Source organism: Cupriavidus sp. USMAA2-4 (assembly GCF_001854305.1).
GTDB lineage: Bacteria > Pseudomonadota > Gammaproteobacteria > Burkholderiales > Burkholderiaceae > Cupriavidus > Cupriavidus malaysiensis.
Map to the genome: position 1 here is coordinate 742850 of NZ_CP017748.1, position 17952 is coordinate 760801.

The 17952-nt window shown below is 70.1% G+C and carries 17 protein-coding genes; 5 read left to right on the forward strand and 12 right to left on the reverse strand.

The features are described 5' to 3' along the window. The first annotated feature begins 100 nt into the window (after positions 1–100). Entirely contained in the window at positions 101–1252 is a 1152-nt protein-coding gene (gene dapE, locus BKK79_RS03225) for a succinyl-diaminopimelate desuccinylase (protein ID WP_071012409.1), read from the forward strand. Between the two features lie 48 nt (positions 1253–1300). Then, positions 1301–2194, forward strand: coding sequence for a 50S ribosomal protein L3 N(5)-glutamine methyltransferase (gene prmB / locus BKK79_RS03230; RefSeq protein WP_071012407.1), 894 nt, complete (start codon positions 1301–1303; stop codon positions 2192–2194). A 61-nt stretch (positions 2195–2255) separates the two neighbouring features. On the opposite strand, the gene BKK79_RS03235 is transcribed toward prmB, so the two are convergent. Both BKK79_RS03235 and BKK79_RS03240 read right to left on the reverse strand, forming a co-directional pair. Further along, complete coding sequence (locus tag BKK79_RS03235; RefSeq protein WP_071038410.1) at positions 2256–3326, reverse strand: M14 family metallopeptidase; 1071 nt, start codon at positions 3324–3326, stop codon at positions 2256–2258. Between the two features lie 107 nt (positions 3327–3433). Then, on the reverse strand, positions 3434–4240 hold the full coding sequence (locus tag BKK79_RS03240; RefSeq protein WP_071037093.1) for a hypothetical protein: 807 nt from the start codon (positions 4238–4240) through the stop codon (positions 3434–3436). Positions 4241–4437: 197 nt separating this feature from the next. Here BKK79_RS03240 and BKK79_RS03245 point away from each other — a divergent pair, with 197 nt between their 5' ends. Then, positions 4438–6381, forward strand: a complete 1944-nt coding sequence (locus tag BKK79_RS03245) for an ATP-binding cassette domain-containing protein (protein ID WP_071037094.1) — start codon at positions 4438–4440, stop codon at positions 6379–6381. 81 nt (positions 6382–6462) lie between these two features. Here the strand turns inward: BKK79_RS03245 and BKK79_RS03250 are convergent, their stop codons facing one another. The 4 genes from BKK79_RS03250 to alr form a co-directional block, all read right to left on the reverse strand. After that, positions 6463–6948 (reverse strand): disulfide bond formation protein B, encoded by a 486-nt coding sequence (locus tag BKK79_RS03250; RefSeq protein ID WP_071012402.1) that lies wholly within the window; start codon positions 6946–6948, stop codon positions 6463–6465. Between the two features lie 159 nt (positions 6949–7107). Continuing rightward, on the reverse strand, positions 7108–7728 hold the full coding sequence (locus BKK79_RS03255) for a GNAT family N-acetyltransferase (RefSeq protein WP_071037095.1): 621 nt from the start codon (positions 7726–7728) through the stop codon (positions 7108–7110). Next, on the reverse strand, positions 7725–9086 hold the full coding sequence (gene radA, locus BKK79_RS03260; RefSeq protein ID WP_071012400.1) for a DNA repair protein RadA: 1362 nt from the start codon (positions 9084–9086) through the stop codon (positions 7725–7727). Before radA ends, BKK79_RS03255 begins: the two co-directional genes overlap by 4 nt. 1 nt (position 9087) lies before the next feature. Beyond that, positions 9088–10209, reverse strand: a complete 1122-nt coding sequence (alr, locus tag BKK79_RS03265; RefSeq protein ID WP_071012398.1) for an alanine racemase — start codon at positions 10207–10209, stop codon at positions 9088–9090. 492 nt (positions 10210–10701) lie between these two features. On the opposite strand from alr, the gene lplT reads away from it, so the two are divergent. Then, entirely contained in the window at positions 10702–12021 is a 1320-nt protein-coding gene (gene lplT / locus BKK79_RS03270) for a lysophospholipid transporter LplT (RefSeq protein ID WP_071012396.1), read from the forward strand. A gap of 98 nt (positions 12022–12119) precedes the next feature. On the opposite strand, the gene BKK79_RS03275 is transcribed toward lplT, so the two are convergent. From BKK79_RS03275 to tsaB, 4 genes are read right to left on the reverse strand one after another with little or no spacing between them, the layout of a single operon-like run. Further along, complete coding sequence (locus tag BKK79_RS03275) at positions 12120–13247, reverse strand: DUF1853 family protein (protein ID WP_071012394.1); 1128 nt, start codon at positions 13245–13247, stop codon at positions 12120–12122. Next, the gene (locus BKK79_RS03280) at positions 13228–14211 is read right to left on the reverse strand and encodes a uracil-DNA glycosylase (protein WP_071037096.1); all 984 of its coding nucleotides are present in this window, start codon (positions 14209–14211) and stop codon (positions 13228–13230) included. Before BKK79_RS03280 ends, BKK79_RS03275 begins: the two co-directional genes overlap by 20 nt. Continuing rightward, positions 14208–14726, reverse strand: coding sequence for a ribosomal protein S18-alanine N-acetyltransferase (gene rimI, locus BKK79_RS03285; protein ID WP_071016277.1), 519 nt, complete (start codon positions 14724–14726; stop codon positions 14208–14210). The genes BKK79_RS03280 and rimI overlap by 4 nt, the downstream gene beginning before the upstream one ends. 5 nt (positions 14727–14731) lie before the next feature. Beyond that, on the reverse strand, positions 14732–15475 hold the full coding sequence (tsaB, locus tag BKK79_RS03290) for a tRNA (adenosine(37)-N6)-threonylcarbamoyltransferase complex dimerization subunit type 1 TsaB (RefSeq protein ID WP_071012391.1): 744 nt from the start codon (positions 15473–15475) through the stop codon (positions 14732–14734). 155 nt (positions 15476–15630) lie between these two features. Between tsaB and BKK79_RS03295 the strand changes: the two genes are divergently transcribed. Then, a complete protein-coding gene (locus BKK79_RS03295; RefSeq protein WP_071012389.1) occupies positions 15631–15900 on the forward strand; it encodes an acyl-CoA-binding protein in 270 nt (89 codons plus the stop codon). A gap of 46 nt (positions 15901–15946) precedes the next feature. Here the strand turns inward: BKK79_RS03295 and BKK79_RS03300 are convergent, their stop codons facing one another. Both BKK79_RS03300 and BKK79_RS03305 read right to left on the reverse strand, forming a co-directional pair. Continuing rightward, on the reverse strand, positions 15947–17428 hold the full coding sequence (locus BKK79_RS03300) for a DHA2 family efflux MFS transporter permease subunit (RefSeq protein WP_071012387.1): 1482 nt from the start codon (positions 17426–17428) through the stop codon (positions 15947–15949). Then, positions 17425–17895: an SRPBCC family protein gene (locus tag BKK79_RS03305; protein ID WP_071012385.1), complete on the reverse strand. Its 471-nt coding sequence runs from the start codon at positions 17893–17895 to the stop codon at positions 17425–17427. The genes BKK79_RS03300 and BKK79_RS03305 overlap by 4 nt, the downstream gene beginning before the upstream one ends. Between the last annotated feature and the right edge of the window lie 57 nt (positions 17896–17952).

Below are 17952 nucleotides of genomic sequence, written 5' to 3' on the forward strand. Positions count from 1 at the left end.
CCGCCCGGCTGGGCGGCGCACAGGCGTAAACTAGTGCCCCGACCTGCCGCGCCGTGCGCGGCCCGTCGGGCGCCTCTGCCTCTAGCAAACGATTCACTCCATGACCACCACCCTCGCCCTCACCGAAGACCTGATCCGCCGCCGCTCCGTCACGCCGGCCGACGAAGGCTGCCAGGCCGTGCTGGAAAGCCGCCTGAAGGCGCTCGGCTTCCACTGCGAATCCATCGTCAGCGGCCCGGACGACTTCCGCGTCACCAACCTGTGGGCGGTGCGGCGTGGCAGCGCAGGCAAGGACGGCAAACTGCTGGTGTTCGCCGGCCACACCGACGTGGTGCCGACCGGCCCGCTGGAGCAGTGGCATTCCGACCCCTTCGCGCCGACCCATCGCGACGGCAAGCTCTACGGCCGCGGCGCCGCCGACATGAAGACCTCGATCGCGGGCTTCGTCGTCGCCGCCGAGGAGTTCATCCAGGCCCATCCCGCGCACACCGGCTCGATCGGCTTCCTGATCACCAGCGACGAGGAAGGCCCGGCTCACGATGGCACCGTCAAGGTGGTGGAGGCGCTGGCTGCGCGCGGCGAGCGCCTCGACTACTGCGTGGTCGGCGAGCCGACCTCGGTCGACGTGCTCGGCGACATGGTCAAGAACGGCCGCCGCGGCTCGCTCTCCGGCAAGCTGGTGGTCAAGGGCGTGCAAGGCCATATCGCCTATCCGCACCTGGCCCGCAACCCCATCCACCTGGCCGCGCCGGCATTGGCCGAACTGGTGGCCGAACGCTGGGACGAAGGCAACGAGTACTTCCCGCCCACCACCTGGCAGATGTCGAACATCCACGGCGGCACCGGCGCCACCAACGTGATCCCGGGCCAGGTGACCATCGACTTCAATTTCCGCTTCTCGACGGCGAGCACGCCCGACGGACTGAAGGCGCGCGTGCACGCCATCCTCGACCGCCACGGCCTGGACTATGAACTGGCCTGGACCCTCGGCGGCGAGCCCTTCCTGACGCCGCGCGGCGAGCTTTCCGAAGCGATGGCCGCGGCCATCGCCGCGGAAACGGGTGTCACCACCGAACTGTCGACCACCGGCGGCACCTCGGACGGCCGCTTCATCGCCAGGATCTGCCCGCAGGTGGTGGAATTCGGCCCGCCCAACGCCAGCATCCACAAGATCGACGAGCACGTGGAAGTCCGCTTCATCGAGCCGCTGAAGAATATCTACCGCGGTGTGCTGGAACGCCTGGTGGCCTGAGCCCCGGCAGCCCGCACCGCCTCCCCGCCCCTGACCGAGAACAAACCCATGGCAACTCCCTCCCCGCTGCGCACCGTACGCGACCTGCTGCGCCTGGCGGTCTCCCGCTTCAGCGCGGCCCAGCTGTCGTTCGGCCATGGCAGCGCCAATGCCTACGACGAAGCCGCCTACCTGGTCCTGCACACCCTGCACCTGCCGCTCGACACGCTCGACCCTTTCCTGGACGCGCGCCTGCTGCCAGAAGAGATCGACGCCGTGCTGGCGGTGATCGAGCGTCGCGTCACGGAGCGCGTGCCGGCCGCCTACATCACGCACGAGGCCTATATGCACGGCCTGCGCTTCTACGTCGACTCGCGCGTGATCGTGCCGCGCAGCTTCATCGGCGAACTGCTGCAGGACGGGCTGGAACCGTGGCTGGGCGAAGCCGATGACGTCGGCCCGGTGCTGGAGCTGTGCACCGGCTCGGGCTGCCTGCCGATCCTGGCGGCCCACGCCTGGCCGAACGCCCGCATCGACGCGGTCGACATCTCGCCGGACGCGCTGGCGGTGGCCCGCCGCAACGTGGCCGACTACAAGATGGCGGAGCGCATCCACCTGCATGAGGGCGATCTCTACGCCCCGCTGCCGCATGGCGCCACCTATGACGTCATCCTGAGCAATCCGCCCTACGTCAACGAGGCCTCGATGCAGGCACTGCCGGCCGAGTACCTGGCCGAGCCGCGCATCGCGCTGGCCGGTGGCGACGATGGCATGGACGTAGTGCGCCGCATCATCGCGGGTGCCAAGGCGCACCTCAACCCGGGCGGCGTGCTGGTGGTCGAGATCGGCAACGAGCGCGCCAACGTGGAAGCCGCCTTCCCCGACCTCGAAATCATCTGGCTGCCGGTCAGCGCCGGGGACGACCAGGTCTTCCTGCTGACCTACGACACGCTGCCGGGCTGAGCGGCCGTATCACGCGGATCCTCCGCCCCGCGCAGGGACCCGCCGCGCTCCGGCGCCCGGCTCACCATCCGGCCAGCGCCCGCAGCGCCGCCTCGCGCACCTGCTCGAGCACGCCCGCGCGCCAGTCGTCGCTATCGCCGTAGAAGGCGCGCCACATGCTCTGCTGGATCAGCGTGCGCTGGCCCTGGTCGGCGTCCGGATGCAGGTGCAGCCAATGGTCGCCGCGCAGGGCCTCCAGCACCTCGCCGACCGGCAGCGTGCCGAACTCGAGCGCGATGCCGGCATAGTCGAGCGCGGGCAGCGTCTCGGGGATGGCCCGCCAGGCCATCCCCGTCAGGCTGGCCGAGGTGGACGAACCGTCGTGGATGGAGGTCACTTCCCTGCCCCAGATGGCACGCGCATTCGCCAGCTGGCGCGCGTCGTCCGGCCCCATGTAGATGGGCTCGCCATAACCCCACGGACCGAGCCCGGTGTGGATGTCCAGCCAGCGCAGGCTCGCGCGGCCGGCACCGAAGCGCGCCAGCAGCCGACGCAGCGTGTAGTTGCTCCAGGCCGGCTTGTGCCCGCCGAAGAACAGCCCGTCCGGAAACGCATACTGGCCCGCGCTGACCGCGGCCTGGAACCACGACAATCCCTTCTCCGCCACCATCCTGTGCAGGCTGGCTTCGTCTTCCTGCGATGCCGGCCAGTGCTCGGGCAAGAGCAGCGGCGCCAGCTCGGCGTAAGCGGCGTTCTCCGGCAGCGGCCGGCTGAAGTCGAGGAAGTTGCGGTTCAGGTCGACATTGTCCTCGTTGACCCGCCGCAGATGGGAAAAGCCGTAGGGATTGAGCGCGTGCACCAGCAGCAGCGCCGCATCCGCCGCGCGCGCGGCGGCGCACAAGCCGGCATCGCGCAGCAGCGTGACCTGCGCTCCCGCACCGCAGAAGCCCTCCACCCCGTGCATGCCCGAGCTGATCATCAGGCAGTGCCGGGCGGACGCCTCGCCGACCCAGGCCACGTCGATGGCCAGGGCCTCGCCGCGGGCACCGCGCTGCGTCGGGTGCGGGAACTCGGTCAGCGCCGCGCCCGCGTCGCGCGCGGCATCGAGGAATTTCTGTCTGGCTTCGGCATAGCTGCGGGAGAAGGCGGACATGGCGTCGACGGCGAGTGGCGGCTGGCTCTTCATTAGACGCCAAATCCCGGCGCGCTGCCACCCGCCGGCCACCCGCCGGCCACCCGCCGGCCACCCATCGGCCGCGGCTAGAAGCCGGGCAGCTCAGTCTGGCCGCGGGCCGGCTCCGGCGGCAGGAAGGCCGCCGGATGCAAGGCCAGTCCGGCGCTTTCGATCTGCGCCGGGGTCAGCATCAGGTGGCGTGCCAGCCAGTCCTCCAGCCCGCGCAGGAAGCGCTGCTCGGAGAGGCTGCGCGATTGCGCCATGCGCCAGCACAGCTTGGTATGCGCGGTGTAGACGTCGAGCAGGTTGGTGGTCTTCAGCTTGTACGGCGTGGCCGGGCCGCGCTCGATGGCAAGGATGCGCCGCGCCTGGGCCAGCTCCAGCCCGCCCTGGCGCAGATAGCGCTCATGCAGCTCCTCGAGCGCCGCATAGCGCACCGATGGCTGGATGCGCGGCACCGCCGCCACCTTGTCGATGCGCAGCACCAGATAGCGCTCCGCCTCGGCGCGCAGCAACGCTTCCTGCCGGTACCTTGTCTTGGCGCGCTGCACGGCCGACACGCGGCCGGCCACGGCCGGCGCCTGGCCCGGCGTGGGCTGGACGCCGGCGCGCGGCGTCGCCAGACCCGCATCGCGCGCCGTGTAGTCGGGCAGGCAGGCCAACGCATCCGCGTCCGCCACCACGGCCTGGGCGCAGTCCGGCGCGAACGGGTACTCCAGCCCCTGTGCATCGCGCATCACGATGGCGCGCCCGCCGGGCACGCCATGCGGGCGCCCGTCGCTGCCGGCGATGCCGGCATGGTCGGCCACGCCGGCCAGGGCGTGGCTGCAGCGGACCTCCGCCTCGACGAAATCCTTGCGCACGGGCGTCCAGCCCCTCTCCTTGCTGTGCATTGCCTGCTTGTCCTGCCGTCCTGCTGTGATGAAGGGCCGGGTTTCCCGCCCGGCCGAAGGCCGTATTGTCCCGCATCGGCATGCCGCGCGGAATCCCTCTGCCCGCTCGCGGCGCTGCACGGCAAGCGCCTGACGCTACAATGTCGGGTTGTTCGCCGGGGCGCCCGCCCCTCCCGAAGTCTTTCTCCGTCCCCCTCGTGATCCGAATCGACCAGCTTGTCCTCCAGCGCGGCACCAAGGTGCTGTTCGACCACAGCAGCGTGACCCTCAACCCCGGCGAGCGCGTCGGCCTGGTGGGCGCCAACGGCAGCGGCAAGTCCACGCTGTTCGCGCTGCTGCGCGGCGAACTCCATGCCGACGGCGGCGACGTGGCGATCCCGCCCACCTGGCGCATCGCGCACGTGGCACAGGAAACGCCGGCGGTCTCGCGCAGTGCGCTGGACTACACCATCGACGGCGATACCCGCCTGCGCGACATCGAAGCGCAGATCGCGGCCGCCCAGGCCAGCGGTGATGGCAGCGCCGAAGCCGAGGGACATGCCGCCTATGCCGACGCCGACGGCTATACCGCCGCGGCGCGCGCCGAGACGCTGCTGCTGGGCCTGGGCTTCACGCTGGACCAGGTGGCGCAGCCGGTGGCGGACTTCTCCGGCGGCTGGCGCATGCGCCTGAACCTGGCGCAGGCGCTGATGTGCCCGTCCGACCTGCTGCTGCTCGACGAACCGACCAACCACCTGGACCTCGACGCCATCGTCTGGCTGGAAGACTGGCTCGCGCGCTATCCCGGCACGCTGGTCATGATCTCGCACGACCGCGAGTTCCTCGACGCCATCTGCACGGTCACCGTGCACATCGAGAACCAGCAGCTCAAGCGCTACGGCGGCAACTACACCTTCTTCGAGACGCAGCGCCTGCAGCAGATGGCGCAGCAGCAGGCCGCCTACGCACGCCAGCAGAAGCAGATCGCCCACCTCGAATCCTTCATCACCCGCTTCAAGGCCAAGGCCACCAAGGCACGCCAGGCGCAGAGCCGGGTCAAGGCGCTGGAGAAGATGGAGCGGCTCGCGCCGGTGCACGCGGCGGCGGGCTTTTCCTTCGAGTTCCGCGAGCCGGATGCCGCCCCCAACCCGATGATGCAGCTCGACGCGGTGGACTGCGGCTACCCGCCCGCAGACGGCGCCGAAGCGGCCAAGGTGATCCTGCGCGGGCTGACCTTGTCGATCCAGGGCGGCCAGCGCATCGGCCTGCTCGGCGCCAACGGCCAGGGCAAGTCGACGCTGGTGAAGACGCTGGCCGGCACCCAGGATGCGCTGGCCGGCACGCTGCGGCTCGGCAAGGGCCTGCAGATCGGCTATTTCGCCCAGCACCAGCTCGAGACCCTGCGCGACCATGACTCGCCGCTGCAGCACCTGGCGCGCCTGGCGCCCGACACGCGCGAGCAGGAGCTGCGCGACTTCCTCGGCAGCTTCAATTTCCGCGGCGACATGGCCACCGCGCCGATCGCGCCCTTCTCCGGCGGCGAAAAGGCACGCCTGGCGTTGTCGCTGATCGTCTGGCAGAAGCCCAACCTGCTGCTGCTCGACGAGCCGACCAACCACCTGGACCTCGACACCCGCGAGGCGCTGACCATGGCGCTGGCCCAGTTCGAGGGCACCCTGATCGTGGTCTCGCACGACCGCCACCTGCTGCGCGCCACCACCGACCAGTTCATGCTGGTGGCCGAAGGCCGGCTCACGCCCTTCGACGGCGACCTCGACGACTATCGCGACTGGCTGCTGCAGCAGGCCGCCGCCAAGCGCAACGCCGCACTGCCCGAGCGCGCGGTGGCCGCAGGCGAGGCGGCGCCGGCGGCGCTCAACCGCAAGGACCAGCGCCGCGCCGAAGCGGACGAGCGCCAGCGCCTGGCGCAGCTGCGCAAGCCGCTGACCAAGGAACTGGAGAAGGTGGAGAAGCGCATGGCCGAACTGCAGCAGGCCAAGGCGGAGATCGACGGCTTCCTGGCCGACGAGAACAGCTACGCGGAAGCGAACAAGGCCAAGCTGATGGCGATGCTCAAGCGCCAGGGCGAAGTCGAGGGCGAACTCGGCACGCTGGAAGAACGCTGGCTGGAACTGCAGGAGCAGATCGAGCAGATCACCTGAGTCCCGCCTGCCGCGCGGGAAGCGGACGCCCGCGCCGGAGCGCTTCCGGCACGGGCGTCCGGGACGGGAGCCGCGCGGAACTCAGCGGTAGTTCTTCTCGCGCCGGATCAGCCCGACCGCCAGCGTCAGGGTCAGGATCGCCAGCCAGATCAGCGACCATGCCGGGATCGACAGGCCGAAGATCGGCGGCAGCGGCGCGGTGCACAGGCCGTCCGAGAAGAACACCTGCGGCAACAGCTTGGCGGTGGGCAGCGCATTGACCCAGTTCTCCAGCGGATCGATACCGCACGAAGCCTTCGGATTCAGCAGCAGCGACACGTGGTAGCCAGCCACCGCGATGCCGGCCACGCCGGACAGCATGCCCAGCCCCTGCCACAGCGAGCGCGTGTTCTGCGCGACCGCTGCCAGCAGCGAGAAGCAGCCGATGGCGACAAAGGCGAAACGCTGCATCACGCACAGCGGACAAGGCTGGTAGCCCTCCACGTGCTGCAGGTAGAGCGCGTAGCCGACCAGTCCGAAGGAGATCACGGCGATCAGCAGGAAATAGGCGCGAGAATTGGCTTGCATGGAAGAAATAGAGGGGTCTGACAAAGCACGGAGCCGAGCCTGGCGCGGCAAGCGGATCACGCGCGCGTGAGGCGCATTATTACCGATTTTCGCGATACGGCGCGGCCGCGGGCGCGGCACACCGCGGTAGCGCTTGCGACAGATTGACGCACCCCCGCCTTACGCCTGCGGCACGGCGGCCTGATGCGCCAGCCACTCGCCGCGCGTGATGCGGTAGAGGCAATGGCGGCGCAGGGGACTGCCCTCGGCCACGGCCGGATGGTCGAAATCAGCGCCGCTGTCGCGCATGCCGATGCGCTCCATGACGCGGCGCGAGCGCTGGTTGGCAAGCACCGTGAAAGACACGATCGACGCCAGCCCCAGCACTTCGAAGCCGGCCCGCAGCGCGGCGGCCGCGGCCTCGCTGGCATAGCCCCTGCCCCAATGGGCGCGCGCCAGGCGCCAAGCCACCTCCACGCACGGCGCGCACGGCAGTGCGGCCGCCGGCACGTGCAGGCCGACCATGCCGACGAAGGCACCGTCCTCGCGCCGCTCCACCGCCCACGGGCCCCAGCCGTGCGCGGCGATCAGGCCCTGGCAGCGCTCCGCCATGGCGTCGCTGTCCGCGCGCGCCAGCGGCGCGGGAAAACAGCGCATGACCTCGGGATCGGCGTTGAGCGCGGCGAACGGCGCGCGGTCGGCGTCGCACCACTGGCGCAAGCGCAGCCGCGCCGTGGCCGGCTCCAGCAGCGCCGGCAGCCCCGGCACGCCGGACGGAAGCGCGTCGGCCGGCGCGCTCATTCGAGATGGCGCACGCGGTCGATGGCCTGCTCGATGCGCTCCACGGCGATCACCTCAAGGCCGTCGATCGGCTGGCGCGGCGCATTGGCCTTGGGAATCACCGCCTGCGTGAAGCCCAGCTTGGCGGCCTCCTTGAGGCGCTCCTGGCCGCGCGGGCTCGGCCGGATCTCGCCCGCCAGCCCGACCTCGCCGAACACCACCAGGCCGCGCGGCAGCGGCTTGTTGCGCATCGAGGAATGAATGGAAAGCAGCACCGCAAGGTCGGCCGCCGGCTCGGTGATCTTCACGCCGCCGACCGCGTTGAGGAAGACATCCTGGTCGAAGCAGGCAACGCCGGCGTGACGGTGCAGTACCGCGAGCAGCAGCGCCAGCCGGTTCTGTTCCAGGCCCACGGCGAGGCGGCGCGGATTGGGCACGTGGGCGGTATCGACCAGCGCCTGGATCTCGACCAGCAGCGGGCGCGTGCCCTCCTGCGTCACCAGCACGCAGGAACCGGGCACGGTCTGCTCGTGCTGAGACAGGAACAGCGCCGACGGGTTGCTGATGCCGCGCAGGCCGCGCTCGGTCATGGCGAACACGCCGAGCTCGTTGACCGCGCCGAAGCGGTTCTTGAAGGCGCGGATCAGGCGATGCGACGAATGCGTGTCGCCCTCGAAATACAGCACGGTATCGACGATATGCTCGAGCACGCGCGGACCGGCCAGGCTGCCCTCCTTGGTCACGTGGCCCACCAGGATAATGGTGGTGCCGCTGCTCTTGGCGATGCGCGTGAGCTGCGCCGCGCACTCGCGCACCTGCGCCACCGACCCGGGGGCCGAAGTCAGCGCCTCGGAGTACAGGGTCTGGATCGAATCGATCACTGCCACCTCGGGCCGCTCGGCCTCCAGCGTGGCCTGGATCTTCTCCAGCTGGATCTCCGCCAGCAGGCCGAGCGCTGGGCTTTCCACGCCCAGGCGCTGCGCCCGCAGCGCGATCTGGGCGCCTGACTCCTCGCCGCTGACATAGAGCACCGGGCGCTGGGCCGCGAGATTGGCCAGCGCCTGCAGCAGCAGCGTCGACTTGCCGATGCCCGGGTCGCCGCCGATCAGCACCACGCCGCCGGCCACCAGGCCACCGCCCAGCACGCGGTCGAACTCGTCGATGCCGCTGGAGAAACGCGGCACGTCGGCAGCCTCGATCTCCGCCAGCTTGCGCACCCTGGTCGACGCCGCGAGCGGCTGGAAGCGTTTGGCCGAAGCGCTTTCCGCCACGCTCTCCACCAGGGTGTTCCACTGCTGGCAGTGCGGGCACTGCCCCTGCCAGCGCGGCACGGTGCCGCCGCATTCGGTACACGTGTAGACCGTCTTGACCTTGGCCAACTCAGTCCCCCGTGTTGCCAGGCTGGTCCGGGGCGGTCAGCATCGCCACCGTGGTCGGCACGCGCGGCGCCAGCGCGCACATCAGCTCATAGCCGACCGTGCCGCTGGCCTCGGCCACGTCGTCGATCGGCAGGCCCTGTCCCCACAGCGTGACCGGCGAGCCGACGCGTGCCTTCGGGCAGGGCGTCAGGTCCACGCACAGCATGTCCATCGATACCCGTCCGACCAGGCGCGTGCGCACCCCGTCGACCAGCACCGGCGCCGGCTTGTCGCCCCAGCCGGCGGCGTGGCGCGGATAGCCATCGGCATAGCCGCAGGCGACCACGCCGACGCGCATGGGCCGCTCGGCCGTGTACAGCGAGCCATAGCCGACGGTGTCGCCCGGCTGCAGGTCCTGCACCGAGATGAGTTCGCTCTGCAAGGACATGGCAGGCTGCAGGCCCATGCCTTCGACGTCGGCCTGGCGCCCGGTGGGCGCCGCGCCGTACAGCATCACGCCCGGCCGCACCCAGGCACGGTGGGCCTTGGGGTGCCACAGGGTGGCCGCCGAGTTGGCCAGGCTGGCCTCGCCCGGCAGGTTGGCCGTGGCCGCATCGAAGACGGCCAACTGGTGCTCGATGCCGCGCGGGCTGTCGGCATCCGAAAAATGCGTCATGTGAACGATGGAGCCCACGCACGACAGGGCGCGCGCGCGCTCCCAGATGGTCCGGTACTGGTCGGGATGGAAACCCAGGCGGTTCATGCCGGTATTCATCTTGAGCTGCACCGCCAGCGGTCCCTTGGGCCGCGCCAGCTCGAGCATGCGCAGTTGCTCTTCGCTGTGCAGCACGGTGGTCAGGCGGTACTGCTCCAGCAGGGCCACGTCCTGCGGCTGGAAGATGCCTTCGAGCAGGAGCACCGGCCCCTGCCAGCCCAGGTCGCGCAGCAGCACCGCCTCGTCCAGGTCCAGCAGGCCGAAGCCGTCGGCGGCGCGCAGGCCGGCGAAGGCACGGCGGATGCCGTGGCCGTAGGCATTGGCCTTGATCACGGCCCAGATGCGGGAATCCGGCGCGCAGCGGCGCGCCACTTCGAGATTGTTGGCAAGCGCCGGCTGGTGGACGACGGCGTGAATCGGTCTTGGCATGAAATCGGCTACTCGAGCGTAGAGAACGGCACAAAACCACCGCCTCGAACACAGAAAACGACCGGGGCACACCGCGCATGCACCACATCGGGGATTACCCGGTCCGCGCGCGCTGCCGCTCCAGCGTTGATGAACGATATTTGAACACATTCGGATCGTGCGGCCGGGAATCGAATGGCTGCCAGGCTGTCAAACTGCCTTCCCGCCGATGCGCCGAAATGTCTTGTTTTCATGATATAAAGCCGGACGCTCCGGCCATGTTTCATTCCTGATGCAATATCGATGACGAACAGACGGACCGAACGGCGTTCCACCGCTGCACGCATGCATCACTTTGACATGCCGGCAGCGCCGGGTTCCCTGCCGACGACGGCCATTGCCCCGCGCATGCCGCCGGCCGGCCTGCGCGGCGCAGGCGGGGCAGGAGTCGCCGCCGGCCTGAGCGAGTTAGCGAACCGAAGCGAGACCAGCCATGGAGAGACAGTCCACAGTATGAAGAAGGGTTTCTACATCATCATGGCGGCGCAGTTCTTCTCTTCGCTGGCCGACAATGCATTGCTGATCGCCGCGATCGCCCTTCTTGCCGAGCTGCATTCCCCGCAGTGGATGACCCCCCTGCTCAAGCTGTTCTTCGTGCTGTCCTATGTGGTGCTGGCCGCCTTCGTGGGCGCCTTCGCCGACTCCATGCCCAAGGGCCGGGTGATGTTCATCACCAACACCATCAAGATCGCCGGCTGCGCCATCATGATGTTCGGCCTGCATCCGCTGCTGGCCTACGGCATCGTCGGCTTCGGCGCGGCGGCGTACTCTCCCGCCAAGTACGGCATCCTCACCGAACTGCTGCCGCCGGAAAAACTGGTGGCAGCCAACGGCTGGATCGAAGGACTGACGGTAGGCTCCATCATCCTCGGCACGGTGGTCGGCGGCGCGCTGATCTCCGTGCACATCTCGCAGCTGCTGCTGAGTATCGACGTGCCCTATGTCGATACGGGCATCACCACCCCGGCGGAAGCCGCGATGGTGGTCATCATGCTGTTCTACCTGGTTGCCACCATCTTCAACCTGTTCATCCCGGACACCGGGGCGCGCTATCCGCAGCAGGAAAAGAACCCGATCAAGCTGATCGCCGAATTCGGCGACTGCTTCATGGCTCTGTGGCGCGATAAGCTCGGCCAGATCAGCCTGGCCGTCACCACCCTGTTCTGGGGTGCCGGCGCCACCCTGCAGTTCATCGTGCTGAAGTGGGCGGAGAAATCGCTGGGCCTCAACCTGTCGCAGGGCGCCCTGCTGCAGGCCGTGGTCGCCGTCGGCGTGGCCGTGGGCGCCATGCTGGCGGCCATGCGCATCCCGCTGCGCAAGTCGCTCTCGGTACTGCCCTTCGGCGTCGCCATGGGCGCGGTGGTGATGCTGATGGCCTTCTACACCAAGGAGATGGTGCCGACCGTCACGCTCGACCTGCTTGGCATGCGCATGCCGCTGCACATGCTGATCGCCTACCTTTTCCTGATGGTGGTGGGTGGCATGTCGGGCTATTTCGTCGTGCCGATGAACGCCCTGCTGCAGCACCGCGGCCACGTGCTGCTGTCCGCCGGCCATTCGATCGCCGTGCAGAACTTCAACGAGAACGTCTCGGTACTGCTGATGCTTTGCCTGTACGCGCTGCTGGTCAAGCTGAACGTGCCCATCGGCGTGGTCATCGTCGCTTTCGGCATCTTCGTCTGCACCACCATGCTGATGGTGATGCGCCTGCACCGCTACAACGTCCGCACGTTCAACTCCCTGGCGATGATCGGGGAAGACAAGCACCATTGAAGCCGGCGGCGCGGCACCTTGGCAGCGCCCGCGCCAGCCCGGTCCGCCGCACGCCGGCCTTTCGGCCCGCCTTCTCCGCCGCCTCGGCGCCCGCAGCCCTAGTCGCGCAACGCGCCGGCCACGCTCCCCTGTGCCGCCGGTCCTCCGCCGGCCCGCAGGCGCGCCCGCTGCTCCCAATCCAGCGGCACCACGAAGCCACGCGACACCTCGCGCCACATGCCCGGCGCCTCGGCCCCTGCCGGCTCCAGTTCGCACACCATGACCGGCGATTCGCGCCGCCAATGCCGGTCCGCGCGCGGCTCGGCGAAGCGGCCGGCCAGCTCCTCCTGCAGGGTGGCCGCATCCAGCGTCTGCGCGGCGGACACCAGCGCGCCCGACAGCCACTGCGAGCGCGACAGGCGGCACCAGCGCGCGCCCGCCTGCCGGGCAGCCCAGCCGGACCACGAGGGCAGCGTCGACCACCATCCATGCAGATGGTCAGGCGCGAAGCCGGCGTCCTCGAGCCAGTCCGGGCGCCGGCCGTCGCGGTAGAACAGCCAGCCGAGCAGGTAGGCTTCGCTGCGGTCCGGTGCCTGGCCCAGCAGCGCCAGGGCTTCGGCGGAGCGGCCCAGCGGCAGTTGCCGGCGCACGGTGTGGTCCAGCTTGTCGGCCAGGCGGTCGACCAGGTTCGGACCGACGAAATGACGCAGGTGCGCGGCCTCATCGGCGTCGCAGAGATCTCCTGCGCCTTCCGCTTCGACCAGCAGGTAGAACTTGGCGGCCATCTCCCAGTGCACGATGGCGCCATCGGCCCGGTCGCGCCAGACGAAGTCCAGTTCGCCCAGCGTCTGCACACCGCGCGCGGAAGCGCGCCGCACCGGCAGGTTGGCGGCCAGCAGTTCGAGTCCGGCGCAGCGTTCCAGCGCGAAATGCAACAGGCGCTCGGCATGGCGGCCCAGCCGCAGGCTGCGGCCATCGCGCTCGCCGGCGGCCAGTTCATCGATGGTAGGGGGAAGCCGTTCGGGATCGGCGGCCTGGAGCCAGCGCTCCCAGGCCGCCTGCGCCGCCACGGGCCAGCGCGCCGGCGTCGCGCCGCCGGGCCCGTCCGGCAGCCTCGCCAGCAACTGGGGCGACAAGGTGCACCAGGCCAGTTCGCGCAGCCGCCGCGACGGGCTGGCGCGCCAGAGCGGCACGCGCGCCGGCGTGCCGCCCGCTGCTAGGGCTGCCTCAAGCCTCGGCTCCCGCACGGTCGTGTACCTCGCGCGCCAGGCAGAGATCGTCCCAGGCACGTGCCTTGTCGGCCGGGGTGCGCAGCAGGTAGGCCGGATGGTAGGTCACCACCACCGGGATACCCTCGTAGCTGTGCACGGTGCCGCGCAACTTGCTGATCGGCGTGGTGGTGCGCAGCAGGCTCTGCGCGGCGAAGCGTCCCAGCACCACGATCAGCCTGGGCCGGATCAGGGCGATCTGGCGTTTCAGGAAGGGCTCGCATTGCACCACCTCCTCGGGCTCCGGGTTGCGGTTGCCCGGCGGCCGGCACTTGAGCACGTTGGCGATGAAGACGCGGTTCCCACGCGCCAGGCCGAGCGAGCCCAGCATATTGTCCAGCAGCTTGCCAGCCTGGCCGACGAAGGGTTCGCCCTGCTTGTCCTCGTTCTCGCCCGGGGCCTCGCCGACCAGCATCCAATCGGCCTGGGGGTCGCCCACGCCGAACACGGTCTGCGTCCGCGTGCTGCACAGCTTGCAGGCGGTGCAGCCGGACACCTGGGCTTCCAGCGCCGGCCAGTCGAGCGAGGCAATGCCGGCAGCCCGGGCCGACAGCGCACCGTCGGCCTCGCCCTGCGTGGCAACGGCTTGCCGCGCGGGGACCGGCACCTGCGCGTGTGGCGGCATGGCGGACGGCGCCGGCGGGCGGGCTGCCGCCATGTCCGCCACGGCCGGCGTGGCGGCTTCCATGCCAGTGCCAGCGGCTTGCGGCAGGCGCGCAGGCGGCAAGACCGCTTGCGGAACGGGCACGGCTGGATCGTCCCGCAGCGGGGCCATGGCTTCCACCGGCGCCACCGCCAGCGCTTCCACTGCCTCTACCGCTTCCATCGGCTCCATGGGCTCTGCCAGCGGTGCGGCTCCGGCGGCCAGCGGCGGCAGCCCACGCGGCAGCCACTCATGGGTAATGCCGAGCACTTCCAGGAATCGAGCGCGCCGGTCCGTCATGCTGCCTGTCCTCCGGTCCATGCCCGACGCAGCACCAGGGCATCCTCACGGCCCTGCGCGGCGGCCGGATAGTAGCCCTTGCGCCGCCCGATCTCGACAAAGCCGGCCTGGCGATACAAGGCCAGCGCGGCCGCATTGGACGGCCGCACTTCGAGCAGCATGGTGTGCAGGTGGTGCGCCTCGGCCGTCGCCAGTGCGGCGGCCAGCAGCAAGCGGCCCAGGCCCTGCCCTTGGCGAGCCGGCTCCACCGTGATGTTCAGCAGGTGCATCTCGTCGACCACCGGCATCAGCACGGCATAGCCGGCCAGCCCGCCTGCGGCGTCGCGCAGGACCAGGCCCAGGTGGCCCGCCTTGATCGAGTTCTCGAAGTTGCCGCGTGTCCACGGATGGCTGAAGGCGCGGGACTCGACCTCGGCCACCGCATCCGCGTCCAGTGCGCTCATGCGACCCAGCGCCCATCCTGCGGGCAGCACGGGCATCTCGGGCACCTCGCACAGGCTGCTGTGCTGCGCCATATCGCTCATGGCCGGCTCCCGGCGGCGCGCAGCGCTGCCGCCGCCTCGCGCTCGGCGATGGTCTGCGCCACCTTGTCGCGCAGGTAGATCGGCATCGCCTCGGCGGCCTCGACCGCCTCGCCGCGCGCCAGCGCGCCGAAGGCCAGGGCGGCCACGGCGCGCGCGTCCGGCATCGCATCGGATGCCACGCGCTGCGCGCCGCCCAGGCCGGCCAGCCGCTCGCCGAACACTTCGGCCGCGTTGCCGGCCAGCCAGTACGGTCCCGCCGGCAAGGCCACGGTCTCGGGCGGCCCGACCTGCATCGCGGTGAGCGCATGCCAGCGGCCGTCGCGCCAGGCGAACGCGCCGGTATAGGCTTCGTCCATGCGCGCATCCAGCGCCACCAGCACCGCGGTGCCGTCGGGCAGCGGCGGACCGTCGCGCCGGGCGCGCTCGGCGCAGGCCATCAGGGTATTGACCGGCACGACCGGCAGGCTGGCGCCGAAGGCCAGGCCTTGCGCCACACCGCAGGCGGTACGCAGGCCGGTGAAGGACCCCGGGCCGGCGCCGAAGGCGATGGCGGCGCAATCGGCCAGGGCGATGCCGGCTTCGGCCAGCAGCTCGCCGGCAGCCGGCAGCACGCGGGAGGACGAGCGCGCGCCCGTATGCTCGTGGCGGGACAGGCACGCCAGTGTGCCATCCGCATCCAGGCGGCCAAGGGCCACCGAACACCACTCAGTGGAAGTTTCAACTGCAAGAATCCAGGACATGGCGCGATTGTAGCCGCTGTCGGCCCGCTTGCCGCGTGCGGACGCGCACCCGGCGCACCCGCAGTCGAGTGCTTCCTCGGTTTTTTTCAAGGCAAACGCAGCGGGGCCGCGGCTATCATCGCCCCTTTTCCACGATGCCCAGACAGGAGATACCGATGAGCGACCTGCAAGCCCGCTTCGACCAGGCCCAGATCGATGTCAAGCAACTCAGCGAGCGCCCGAGCAATATGACCCTGCTGCGTCTTTACGCACTGTTCAAGCAGGGCAGCGAGGGCGATGCCCACGGCGACAAGCCCGGCATGACGGATTTCGTCGGCCGCTACAAGTTCGAGGCCTGGGAAACGCTGAAAGGCACCGGCCAGGACGAAGCCAAGGAGAAGTACATCGCGCTGGTCGAGGAACTGCGCAGCGGCAAGGCCGCCTGAGATCCGCACCGCGGCCGCCGGAGACGGCGCCCGCCGGCCCGGCCGCTCAGCCCGGCGGCGGCTCCGGCCGCGGCCGGATCCGCCAGGCCGCCAGGATGGCGATGGCGATCACCACGCCGACGGCGAGGAAAGTCTCGTCGAAGGCACGGATGCGCGCGGCACCAGCCGCAGCGGCACCCGCCTCGCCCAGCGCCGCCCCATGCGTGGCCAGGCGCCACTGCAGCCCGACCCCGGCCAGGCTCACACCGATCGCCCCGCCCAGCTGCCGCAGGAAATTGATGCAGCTCGAGCCCTGCGGGATCAGCGAATAGTCCACCCCGCGCATCGCCCCGAGCGTCAGCGACGGCAGGATGCAGCCCAGGCCGACGCGCCCCACCACCGCCAGCAGGACCAGCAGCAGGTAAGGCGTCGATTGCGAACCGGTCGCCATCAGCAGGAAGGACACGGCCAGCAGCGCCAGCCCGAACGACACCTGGCGGTGCGGCGGGATGCGGCGTGTCAGGCGCCCGGCGACGGCGATGGTGACCGCCAGCACCAGCCCCGCCGGCAGCAGCACCAGGCCCGCGCGCGACGGCGTATAGCCCAGCGCCATCTGCATATAGACCGGCAGCAGGTAGGTGGAGCCGAACAGGCCGGCGCCGTAGATGAAGGCCACCATGGCGCCGGCGGAAAACTGCCGGTAGCTGTACAGCCGCATGTTCATCAGCGGATGCGGCGCGCGCAGTTGCCACCAGACGAAGGCCAGCAGCATGGCCAGCCCGAGCCCCGCCAGCGCGAGGCCGTCCGCCAGGTCGCCGCGCATGGCCACCACGCCGTTGAGCAGGCTCACGGTGGCAATGCCCGCCAAGCCCAGCCCGCGCCAGTCGAGCGGCTTGCGCTCTCCCATCATGGCTGAATCGACCGCCATGTAGCGGCGCGCCATCCACCATGCCGCCAGCGTCAGCGGCACCACCACAAAGAAGATGGAGCGCCAGCCGAAGGCCTCGACCAGGAAGCCGCCGAGGCTGGGACCAAGCGCGGGCGCCAGCACCACGCCGAAGCCGAACAGGCTGACCGCCTTGCCCTGCTCCCGCTCCTCGAACACGCGCAGGATGAGGATATTGGGCAGCGGCTGCAAGATGCCGGCGGCGATGCCCTCGGCCACCCGCATGGCGATCATCACGCCGTAGGTGGGCGACAGCCCGCCGACCAGCCCGCCGCAGCCGAGCAACGCCAGGCAGCCGATGAAGGTGCGGCGCAGGCCGAAGCGATTGAGCAGCCAGGGCGTCAGCAGCAGCGACAGCGTCATGGCGATCATGAAGCTGGCCGCCACCCATTGCGCGCGCTCCTGGCCCAGGGCGAAATGGCGGCTGAGGTCGGGAATGGCGACGTTGACGATGGTCGACGAGACGATCGAGGACACCGTCCCCAGCATCAGCGTGAACAGCACACGCCAGCGCGCCCGCTCGCCGTAGCGCGCGCGCAGCGCGGCACGCGTGGGCGCGCCGCGCGGAACAGCGGCCTGGCCGGCCGCGGCCGGCTCGCTCACCCGAGCCGCCCGCTGGCGGCCAGTTCGCGGATCTTGCGCACGGTGTCGAGATCGGCCTCGTGGTAGGCGGACTTGACGATCTCCGCATAGCGGTCGTTGCCGGTCTCGTCGACCGTCGGCATGGTGGTCTCGTAGAGGAAGCGCAGCAGCAGCGCCCCTTCGGCCGGCGCCTCGATCATCATGCTGAGGGTGCCCCCGGCGTGCTCTGCCGTGGCCGCGCTTTCGTAGCGCACGCCGCGCCGGGGCTCCAGCACCACGCGGTCCTGCACGGTGGCGCCGCCGAAATGCAGCTCTCTATCCATCCAGTTGTCACCGCGTGCAACGATCTCGGAACGATCGAGCCCGAGCATGAACAGCTCTGGCTCCATGGCGCGCAGGACCAGCCCCTGCCAGAGTTGCTCCGGCGTGAGCGGCGTCAGCCGCGGATCGCCCGGGTCGTTGATCTCTACCAGATGCTCGAAGCGCAACTTGATTCTCCAGAAATGGGGGGAACGTATAGCCGATATTATGACGGCACCGTGTAG